Below are 10,089 nucleotides of genomic sequence, written 5' to 3'. Positions count from 1 at the left end.
CCGACGGGTGCAGCGCGGCCGCGGCCTGGGCGATACCGCCGCCCTGGCTGCCGCCCGAGACGACGACGCGGCCCGCGTCGACCAGCGGGTGCTCGAGGGCGGCGTCCACGGCCCTGACGGCGTCGGTGAAGACGCGCCGGTAGTAGTAGTCGTCGGGGTCGAGAATGCCGCGGGTCATCATGCCCGGCGCCTGCGGCGCGGCGCTGCCGTGCGGATCGCCGGTGGCGCCGGGGCTGCCGGGGTTCGCGCCGCCGTGGCCACGGGTCTCCATCACGAACACCGCGTACCCGGCGGTGGGCCAGAACAGGTGGTCCTTGGGGAACCCGCGCCCGCCGCTGTAGCCGATGTAGTGCATCACGCACGGCACCGGAGCCTCCACGCCACGCGGCACCAGGAACCACCCGTTGATCCGGTGGCCGCCCCAGCCCGCGTAGGAGACGTCGAACACGTCCACGGAGGCGAAGGGCAGGTCGTACGGGACGTACTCCGCACGCAGGTCGAGCTCTCTGGCCTCGTTCAGGGTGCGTGACCAGAACTCGTCGAAGTCGGTGGGCTCGTCGCGATCGGGGAGGTAGCCGCGGAGTTGCTCAAGCGGCAGGTCGAACAGTGGCACGGAATCTCCAGCCTGTAGAGGGATGCTGATATTTCACCGCATCACGCCGATCTGTATTTCACCGCATCACGCAGGAAAGCGCTATCCCGGTCTCGCGACACGCCACCGGCGGCCGGCGAGGCGCTGAAAGGGTCGGGGCGGGGTAGGGGGATCATGTGAGCACGTACGTCATCGAGATCCCCTACTCCCACCTCTATCCCGGCCTGATCCTTGACGCCCCGGCCGACACCGACGACTTCCTCGTGCAGTTCGGCGACGACTCGGAGTCCCGGGCCCAGCTGCTGCGCGACGAAACGGGCAGGCCGGTGCTCCGGATGGGCGGTTACATGACGGCCAAGGGCACGGTCATCGACGAGCGCGTGTGGAGCGTGCACGAGACCGTACGCCACGGGGACCGCCTCCGCCTGCGCCTGGGCCGCTCACTTCCATGACCGGAAAGGCACGGGTGCACTAGCGTCCCCTTATGGCTTCTTTCGCCAGGCTGGCCGGGCGGGCGGCGGCGGGTGCCGGGGTGCTGGTCCTGTCGCCGGTCCTTGGGCTGGCCGCGCTGGCCGGGATGGCGATGGTGGGCGCGGAGCCGATGGCGTTCGCGGTCACGGGACTGGCGGTGTTCGCGTCCGTCTCCTTCCTGGGGCTGCTGCTGTGCGTGCCGAGGCCGAGGGCGGCGTGGGGGCGCTGGTTACGGACCGTGGTGATCCTCGGCGTGGAGATCGCGGTGGTCTGGCACGTGACCGCGGCCACGTTGCGGCCGCCTCCGGTCCGTTCTCCCGCGGCGCCGGTGGCCGGGCAGCGGGAGTGGCGGCTGCCGACCGGCTCGGAGCTGGCGTACGTACGGCTCGCCCCGAAGCGGGTCACCCGGCCCGACCCGGTGGTGTTCCTGCACGGCGGACCCGGTGTGGCGGACCTGGCGGCGTCCTCGGCGTTCTTCCGCGAGCTGACGGCGGACGGCTACCAGGTGTACGTCTACGACCAGCTCGGGGCCGGGCGCTCCGCACGGCTGCGGGACCCGAGCGGGTACGGGCTGACCCGCGACGTGGCGGACCTTGAGGCCATCCGCCAGACCGAGGGCGCCAGACGCCTGAACCTGATCGCCCAGGACTATGGCGCCCAGCTCGCGACCGCCTACCTCGCCGCCCACCCCGACCGGGTGGCCAAGGCGGTCCTCGCCTCCCCCACCGGGCTGGTCGCGGGCTCCCCAGTGGGTCCGCCCCAGGGGTCGCCCACCGGGCCGTCCCTCGCCACTGAGCCTCAGGGGCCCGAGTCGGACGGCAAGGTCGAGATGGCGGCGGTGTTCGGTCGCGACGGCTCGCCGGATCCGCGCCTGCTCGCCGTCTCCACGCTGCTGCGGGTGGACCCCCTGGCGGCGCACGCGTTCGCGGGAGATCGGGAGCTGGACGCCTACCTGGACCTCGTCCGCCGGGGCGCTCCGCACTCCTGCCCCGCCGCCTCGACGACCGGTTCCGGGGGTTACGTCGGCCTGATCGGGCGGGCCGCGCCCCGCTCGCTCGGGTCGAGCCTGACCGAGGCGACGGCGCCCGTACTGATCGTCAAGGCGGCGTGTGACGAGCAGAGCTGGGCATCGGCCATGGACTACCGGCGGGCGCTGCCCTCGGCCACACTCGCCTACATCGGCGGCGGCACGTACCGGAGTGAGGCGTATCTCGGGCTCCTGCGCGCGTTCCTGACCGGCCGCCCGGTGCACGCCTACGAGGGTGATGTCCCGCCTCCGGACTACCGCGGCCCCCGCTGACCGCCACGCCGCTCACGAAATAGGTGACCTGAATTCGCGCGCCCCGGTTCAAGTGGCCCCTCAGGGAGCAAATAGCATCGAATAACCGCCGGACGTATGCGGAAAATACGGCGCGACATGCTGTATCCCGTGCACGCCCGTCGATTACGAGGATGCCCTGCTATTGTGGCGGACGGCGCCTATTGGGTGGCGTTCTGTGCGTGGAGAATTCGGGGAACAGTAAGCAATGCGCTGGCTGATCGGTTTGGTAGCCTGCGCGGTCCTGGCCGGGCTGTTGTCAATAGACAAAGCCTCCGCGGCTTTCCGTGCGATCACATCGACCACAGGTACGTGGACTTCTGCCGCGACTTATCCGGGCGGCAACCTGACCGACTGGGGTCAAAACAGCCTCGGCCAGCTCGGCATCGGGAGCACCACCGACAGCCCCAGCCCCGTGCACGTCGGATCCGCCACCACATGGGCCAAGCCCGCCGCCGGTGGTGCGTTCGCCTGCGCCGTCCGCACCGACGGCACACTGTGGTGCTGGGGCGACAACTCCAAGGGTCAGCTCGGGCTCGGCGACCTCATCAACCGCACCAGCCCGGTCCAGGTCACGACTCCGGGCACCTGGTCGGCCGTGACGGCTGGCGCCGCTCATACGTGCGGCAAGAGGACCACCGGCAACTCAGTGTGGTGCTGGGGGAACAACTCTTTCGGGCAGCTCGGGCTGGGCGACCATACCAACCGCAAAACCCCGGCACAGCTGAGCGGGTTTTCGTCCACCTCGGTCGCCACCGGGCCGACCGCGTTTTTCACGCTGGCGGCCTCTTGATCGGAAATAGTCATTGTTTTGCACGATCCTCCCGTTCGCCGCGATTTCGCATGGGGAAAGTGCAGAGTCGGGGGCGATCAACTATGACGACTGGGGGACTTGCTGTGTGACAAAAACGGACAAAGTGCGAAGCGTATCCCGATTTCTTGCGATGCCCATCGGGCTGATGCTCAGCGGGGCGCTCGTATGGCACGCGTCGAACGCGACTTTCGTCGGTAGCACGGTCAACGCCGGCAACAACTGGACAGCCGGAACCGTCGGGCTGACGAACGACAGCGGCGGCGTTCCGATGTTCCAGATCACCAACATGGTCCCGGGTAACTCCGGGTCCCGCTGCATCAAGGTCACCTCCAGCGCCAGCGTGCCCAGCACGGTCAAGCTCTATTCCGACATCTCCGCCGTGCCGACGAACGACATCAGTTCGTACATCAACCTCACCATTGAAGAGGGCAACGGCGGCACGTTCGCCAGCTGCGCGGCCTTCACCCCCGTGGGCGGGGCCGCCTACACCGGCACCCTCGCCAATTTCACCTCGACCAAGACGAATTTCGGCAACGGAGTCGGGCCATGGGCGCTGACGGGAAACCCGCCGGAGAGCCTGTCGTATCGCATCACCTGGACGTTCGACTCCTCCGCCCCCAACTCGACCGAGGACGGCTCCACGCCACATGTCTCCTTCATCTGGGAAGCGCAGAACACCTGATCACGAGGTCGTCATGAGGGCGCGGCGTGCGGCGTTCGCGATCCGGCTCATCGGATTCGCGACGGCGCGCGCCGCGCTCGGCGTGCTCTTCGGCCTGCTGACGTGGTCACAACTGCCTGCCCTGCTTCCCGCGTGGCAGGCGGCCGTGATCCTCACCGGCTCGATGGGGCCGCGGATCATGGCGGGCGACGTGGTGGTCTACCAGGACGTGCCCATGAACACGCTCAGGCCGGGCCAGCTGGTGCTCGTGCGCGACCCGGCCCATCCGACCCAGCTGCTGTCGCATCGCGTACACAAGCTCCTGCCCAACGGGCACATCATCACCTCCGGCGACGCGAACCGGATGCCCGACTCCACCTCCACGCCGCCTCAGAATGTCCTCGGGCTGGGACGGCTTCACGTTCCCTGGATCGGCCTGCCCGTTCTGTGGTGGCAGCGGGCGCAGTACTGGACGATGACCCTCGCCGCGCTCGGCCTGGCTCTCGTCGCATACCTCGCCGCACCCCCGCGCACGGCGGCGCTCGACGTGGCCGCCCGTCACCCGGGCGGACAGGCGGCCAGTCGGCGCGCGTGATCCAGGTCCTAGCGGGACTCGGGGCCGTGGGTGTTGTGGTCAGCGGCGCAGGAGCCGGCGTTGGCGCCCGCGACCTTCCACTCCGCCCCCGGGAACGGGCTCATGAATTGGGTCAGCAGGTCCACCGCGTAGTCCGGCACCTGGCCCCCGGGATCCAGCAGCGACACCATCTGGGGCCCGTCGGCGCCGCGTAGCGTGATGGTGTTGGTGCCCGTCCCGGCGGCGAAGCCGGGCTTGGCGTCCAGCGTCACGCACGCCAGGCTGATCCCGGCGGCCTTGATCTCCTGCTTGGCCCCGATCCGCCGCATGCGCTGGTCGTAGCGGCGCAGCGCGAGCGAGCCGGTGGGCGCCAGCCGTACCGAGTCGTGGAAGACGTCATTGCCGACCTCCCTGCTCAGCCGGACGTCGATGGTCACGTCGGGCCGCAGGTCCACGCCCTTGGCGGACAGCTTCACCTGGCCGTAGTTCCCCTCGAAGCCGGGTGCGACGTACCCCAGCGCGGGGGGCGCCTTCAGGCCGAACGGGATCTTGCCGGGCCGGATGCGGAGCCACGAGACCCGCTGGGCCTGCAACGACACGTCCTTGACGGCGCTCGGCCCGAGCCCGAACTTGCCACCGACGTTGTAGGTGAGGAAGCCCGTCGTGTACGGGACCTGCTTGCTCACGGCGATCTGCTGCGGCGCGACCGCGTCGACCCGGAGCCCCGCGTGCAGCGCGACGAGACCCGTGGGGACGGGACGCGAGACCAGGTCGAGCGACTGGTCGGGGTTGAGCCGGATCGTGGTGTCGGCGGCCAGGTCCTTGACCGAGAACGACACGTCCCCGAGCCGCCCCTGCGGGTCCACGAGGCCGCCTTCCACGCCGAGGTAGCCGTCGAGGGTGCTGACGTTCGACTTGTACGTGACCGCCGGCACGCTCAGCCCGGCGGCCGAAGCATCGGCATCGACCCCGAACACGGCGGGCACGTCCGCGAACCGCAGTTCCCCGGTGCCCTTGCCGGCCAAGGTGACCTTGGCGTCGAGGCGCTTGACGGCCGCGGAGTTGTTCACGCGGATGCGGGTCTTGGCGCCGTACGTGCCCTGGACGGACACCGACGCGGGCACGGGGTCGATCGCCACGTGGCCGCGCAGGTCACCCGTCTCGGCCTGCACGTCGAGCGAGCCGAGCGTGGCGGGAGGCTCGATGCGGTACGCGGCCTGCACGACATTGCCCTGGGCCACGCCGAACGGCCCCATCGACATGCTGGTGATCTTGGAGGGCAGCCCGGTCAGGGTGGCCTTGGCCTTGATGGGCACGGGAGACAGAACGCTGCTGGCCAGATAGACGCCAAGGCTCTTGCGCCGCGGGCTGAAGCCGGAGAACGCGAACGTCTTGCCCGTCATGTCCACCGTCACCTGGTCGGGCAGGCCGGTCACGTCCAGGTAGCCCTGCAGGCCGAAGCAGCCGCGATCCGGCGTGCAGAAGGGACCCTGCGCACAGCCCGGCGATCCGGCCGCGCAGCCGCCGTCCACCAGCGACACCCCGCCCGCCACGGCCGGGGCGGCACGCATCCGGTCGAGCGCCCCGGTCTTGCCGAGCCAGGCGCGAGCGCGCACGTCCAGGTGGGAGCCCGCGTACGTGAGCTTGCCGCCGTCCGAGGTGACGGCCAGGCGGCCGGGCACGGGCCCGAGCGTGCCGATCAGGCCGTAGCGCGTGTCGCCCTGCGTGACGTCGGTGTCCACGGCGAGCGTCTGCCTGGCCGAGCGGAAGTCGGCGGTGAAGCCCTGCGCCGCCGTGCCGGCCGAGGGGCTGAACTCGACCTGCTTCAGCCCCTTCACCAGCACGCTGGCGTCCAGGTCACCGGTGGCCTGGCTGTAGTGCGCCGCGAGGTGCGGCCCCGTGGGCGACTGAGCGCCGTCGTGGTTGGTGAAGGCCAGCTCCGCCGACCCGACCGGTCCCGACAGGCCGCGGAAGCGGTACGAGGCCGCGGCCCACGAGGCGTCGAAGCGGGCCGGCACGCCGGTCACCTCGGCGGCCACCCTGGCGTACCGGTCGCCGAGCTTGGCCCTGGCCAGGGCGGAGACCTTGCCGACCGGCTCGTCCGAGTTCCAGGTGAGCGTCCTGGCGTTCGTGTCGGCGACCAGCTCGACGTTCTTGTGTACTCCCTCGACGGTCGCCTGCAGGTCCTCCCCGGAGGGGGAGGTTACATACCCTTTATTGGCATAAATCCGGATCTGGTCAATCTTGGAGGACGTCGCCACCTTGACGGTCGAGTGCTCGCCCAGCTCCCATGACGCCTTGACGTCGTCGTGCACGCCCAGGACGGTGCCGTCGATCGTCGGGCCCGACTTGAGGTTGGCGTAGGCGGCGCGGAACTTCCGGATCACTCCGCTGGCCTGGTAGACGGCCCTTCTGCGGGCGGGATCGAGGGTGACGTCCACAGTGGAGGGCGTGTTGGAGATCTCCAGCCGGGCCAGGTGAGTGCCGTCGATGCTGGCCGCGCCCACGAACGACCGCCCGCTGGAGCCCACCTCCAGGTGGGCGTGCGGCACGTCCCCGTACGTGACGTCGAACCCGGACAGCTCGGACAGCAGCCCAGAGACCCCCAGCGCGTCACCCTTCTTGATCATGGTGACGTGGCCGCCGCGCGGGCTGGAGATGGCGCCCTCGTTGCGCTGCAGCACCACGGCGAACCTGCCGATGGGCGAGCTGGTCGTGTGCGTGACGCGGTGCTCGGCCAGGTCGTTGACCAGGCGCACCTTGGCCGGCAGGTGACTCAGCTCGGTCTTCACCACGGTCTTGTCCGCGGCGCGGTCGTAGTAGAGCAGCGTGCCGCCCCCGGCCCGGCCCTTGCCGGAGTCGATGGTCAGGGTCTGCTTGCCGTTCGCGGTGCCGTACCGGGCGGTCATGGACGGCGGCACCTTCGTGAGCTCCGCGCTCAGCACCCTGGCCAGCTTGCCGTCGCGATAGGTGAAGTTGTGCACCCGGGCGCGGGCGATCGAGGACGGGCCGGTGAAGCGGATCTCACCACCCGACAGCCGCACCTTGGCACGGGCGGGCATCCGGTCGAGCACCGCCTCGGTGAACTGGCTGCCGGTCACGGCCAGCGCCTCCAGCTTGGCGGGTCCTGAGGCGTCGACGTCCAGGAAGGGTGAATCGAGTGAGGCGGTCACGGCCAGCTTCTCCGTGGCGGGCGACTGCCGCAGGCTAACCGCGCTGCGGCCGGTCAGCCCCGCGATCACCGCCGCGGACTCCCCCGGCTCCGTGCGCTTGAGGCTGGCCTTGACCTTTTTGCCCGCCAGGTCGACGGTGAAGTTCCCCCAGTCGAAGGCCGACAGCGACGAGCCGCGCCGCAGGCCGTCGAACCCGACCGACACCTTGCCGTCGTACTCGGCCCAGACCTGCGCCTTGACGCTCTCCTGCGACAGCCGTTTGACGGCGAACCCCAGCCCGACGGACCCCTCCGTCGGGTTGGCGGTGGGCACGAGGTCGGCCGCCAGGTCGGGCTTGCCGTCGCCGGTGACGTCGGCGGCCGCCGGCGTGGCGACGGGCTGTGAGATCGTGCAGGAGACCCGCACCGCCTCGCTCTCGACGCAGAGCCGGTACGTCAGCCCTGGCAGGGCCTTCCCCAGCCCGTCGAACGCCTTGATGACGCCCGCCAGCGGCTTGATCAGCGTCAGCGTCTCGGCCTGCGAGGTGTCGGGCAGGATGTTGCGCACGACGGGCGCCTGCCTGCCCAGGCCCTGCTTCTCCTGGATGGAGGCGGCCTCGGCGGTGATCTCGTCGATCAGTCGCGGCCCGGCGGGCGTGGTGACCTCGGGCTCACTCGGCCCCACCCGCCCGTTCCCCGCGGGCCGGACCGCCAGCGAGGGCCGTGTGGGAACGCTGACCGCGGCGGCCGGCGGCTCCTGCACGGCGGGCACCGGCTGCACCCTTACCAGGGGCTGAGGCTGAGTCTGAGCTTGGGCGCTCGGCGGCACGGCTACCAAGATTGTGGCGCTTGCGATGGACGTCGAAGCGAGCACGCGCAGAAGGGCGTGCGGCATGAAGCGTTCTCCCCCGGACCGGTGTAATTCATCCCATCAGAAACATAGGTCACGATGCGACCACATTTCATCACTGGTAGTCAAACTTGTCCGGACATGGGACCCCAATTTTCACGAACGGTACGGATGCACGGTCGGCCACCAGCCGGGAACGCGGGCCTCGTAGCGCTCGTGGTCGGCGCCGAACGTCCTGCTCAGGTGTGGCTCCTCGTACCAGTGGACGAACGCGTAGACGGGGATCGCCATGATCGGGATCATGACCGGATCGGGGAAGGGGTCGCGCATAAGTGGCACAAAACCCCGTCAACCGGTTGAGTCTCCATCTAGGGGAGACACGAAGGTGGGGGCATGGCGCACTACTCGATCGGCGAGCTGGCCCGGCGCACCGGGCTGACCGTCAAGACCATCCGGTTCTACTCCGATCGCGGGATCGTGCCGCCTGCCGACCGCAGCCCCGCCGGATACCGCCGCTACGGCGTCGACGCCGTCGCACGCCTGGAGCTCGTACGGACGCTGCGCGACCTGGGGCTCGACCTTCCCACGATCCAGCGGGTCGTGGACCGGGAGGTCTCGCTCTCCGAGGTCGCCGCGGCGCACGCCGAGGCGCTGGCCGTGCAGATCCGCACGCTCCGCCTGCGGCGCGCGGTGCTCGCGGCGGTGGCCAGGCGTGGCTCCAGCCCCGAGGAAATGGATCTCATGCACAGACTGGCCCGACTCTCCGAGGACGAACGCCGCCGCCTCGTCGCCGACTTCCTGGACGCCGCCTTCGACGGCCTGGCCGCCGTCCCGGGGTTCGCCGGGATCATGGGCTCGATGACGCCCGAGCTGCCCGACGACCCGTCGCCCGAGCAGCTGGAGGCGTGGGTGGAGCTGGCGGAGCTGACGCAGGACCCGGACTTCCGCGCCGCCCTCCGCCGCACGGCCCAGCATCACGCGGGTTCGCAGGCTCCCACTCCCCCGCGCCCCGACGCCGCCGCACTGGCTCGCGACCACGCCCGTCCCGCCCTGGCGGCAGGCATCGACCCGGCCTCACCCCAGGCGGATCCGGTGGTGGCGGCGGTCGCGGCCCGGTACGCGCACGACCGCGGCCTCCCCGACTCTCCCACGCTCCGGCGGCGGCTGCTGGCCCAGCTGGAGAGCGCGAACGACCCGCGCAGGGAGCGCTATCTCGAGCTGCTGGCGGTGATCAACGGCTGGCCCGCCCCCGAGAGCCTGACCCCCGCCCTCAACTGGTTCACCGCGGCCCTCCGCACCCACAGATCGTAAGGCGGCTTGCAGAATTTTTGTAAGACGCCTTACGATCTCCGGGTGATCGACGCCGAACGCCCCCCGTACGACGAGCTGGTGGCCCGCCACGGCGCCCCGCTCGGCGTCGAGGACGCCCGCGCGCGCTGGGGCGCCCTCGTGAGCGGCGCCAGGAGCGGCGCCACCACCCTCATCACCCGCGAGCGCTGGGAGTGGGCCGCGCTGGTCCCGCTTTCGGAGGTGTCGGGGATGCTGAGCGGCCTGCCCGTGCTGTCGCTGTCGACGGCCCGCGGGAAGCTCGGAGACCTCGTGCGGCAGGTCGCCCAGCCGTACGACGAGACGCCCGTACTGCTGACCCGCCACCGCAC

At 70.4% G+C, this 10,089-nt stretch carries 10 protein-coding genes; 7 read left to right on the top strand and 3 right to left on the bottom strand.

All coding sequences use genetic code 11. The features are described 5' to 3' along the window. Positions 1-613 (bottom strand): acetylxylan esterase (locus AB0J09_RS43335; RefSeq protein ID WP_360704685.1); only part of this gene is annotated, 613 nt, incomplete at its 3' end. 155 nt (positions 614-768) lie between these two features. Between AB0J09_RS43335 and AB0J09_RS43330 the strand changes: the two genes are divergently transcribed. From AB0J09_RS43330 to AB0J09_RS43310, 5 genes are all read left to right on the top strand, one after another. Continuing rightward, on the top strand, positions 769-1,044 hold the full coding sequence (locus AB0J09_RS43330) for a hypothetical protein (protein WP_360704682.1): 276 nt from the start codon (positions 769-771) through the stop codon (positions 1,042-1,044). Positions 1,045-1,076: 32 nt separating this feature from the next. Further along, positions 1,077-2,363 carry an alpha/beta fold hydrolase gene (locus AB0J09_RS43325; RefSeq protein ID WP_360704679.1) on the top strand — a complete coding sequence of 429 codons (1,287 nt, stop codon included), beginning with the start codon at positions 1,077-1,079 and terminating at the stop codon, positions 2,361-2,363. 226 nt (positions 2,364-2,589) lie between these two features. Then, entirely contained in the window at positions 2,590-3,174 is a 585-nt protein-coding gene (locus AB0J09_RS43320; RefSeq protein WP_360704675.1) for a hypothetical protein, read from the top strand. Positions 3,175-3,325: 151 nt separating this feature from the next. Further along, a complete protein-coding gene (locus tag AB0J09_RS43315; protein WP_360704672.1) occupies positions 3,326-3,877 on the top strand; it encodes a hypothetical protein in 552 nt (183 codons plus the stop codon). A gap of 13 nt (positions 3,878-3,890) precedes the next feature. Further along, the gene (locus tag AB0J09_RS43310; protein ID WP_360704669.1) at positions 3,891-4,451 is read left to right on the top strand and encodes a signal peptidase I; all 561 of its coding nucleotides are present in this window, start codon (positions 3,891-3,893) and stop codon (positions 4,449-4,451) included. Positions 4,452-4,459: 8 nt separating this feature from the next. Here the strand turns inward: AB0J09_RS43310 and AB0J09_RS43305 are convergent, their stop codons facing one another. Together AB0J09_RS43305 and AB0J09_RS43300 are read right to left on the bottom strand one after the other, a co-directional pair. After that, complete coding sequence (locus AB0J09_RS43305; protein ID WP_360704666.1) at positions 4,460-8,353, bottom strand: hypothetical protein; 3,894 nt, start codon at positions 8,351-8,353, stop codon at positions 4,460-4,462. Positions 8,354-8,587: 234 nt separating this feature from the next. Next, positions 8,588-8,761, bottom strand: coding sequence for a hypothetical protein (locus AB0J09_RS43300; RefSeq protein ID WP_360704663.1), 174 nt, complete (start codon positions 8,759-8,761; stop codon positions 8,588-8,590). Between the two features lie 63 nt (positions 8,762-8,824). Here AB0J09_RS43300 and AB0J09_RS43295 point away from each other — a divergent pair, with 63 nt between their 5' ends. Together AB0J09_RS43295 and AB0J09_RS43290 are read left to right on the top strand one after the other, a co-directional pair. Next, positions 8,825-9,742, top strand: a complete 918-nt coding sequence (locus tag AB0J09_RS43295; protein ID WP_360704660.1) for a MerR family transcriptional regulator — start codon at positions 8,825-8,827, stop codon at positions 9,740-9,742. A 42-nt stretch (positions 9,743-9,784) separates the two neighbouring features. Further along, the coding region (locus AB0J09_RS43290) for a hypothetical protein (protein ID WP_360704657.1) at positions 9,785-10,089 on the top strand (305 nt) is incomplete at its 3' end.

Source organism: Nonomuraea sp. NPDC049784 (genome assembly GCF_040659615.1).
GTDB lineage: Bacteria > Actinomycetota > Actinomycetes > Streptosporangiales > Streptosporangiaceae > Nonomuraea.
The sequence above is the reverse complement of the archived record's forward strand: the minus strand, read 5'-3'. Positions and strand labels throughout refer to the sequence as shown.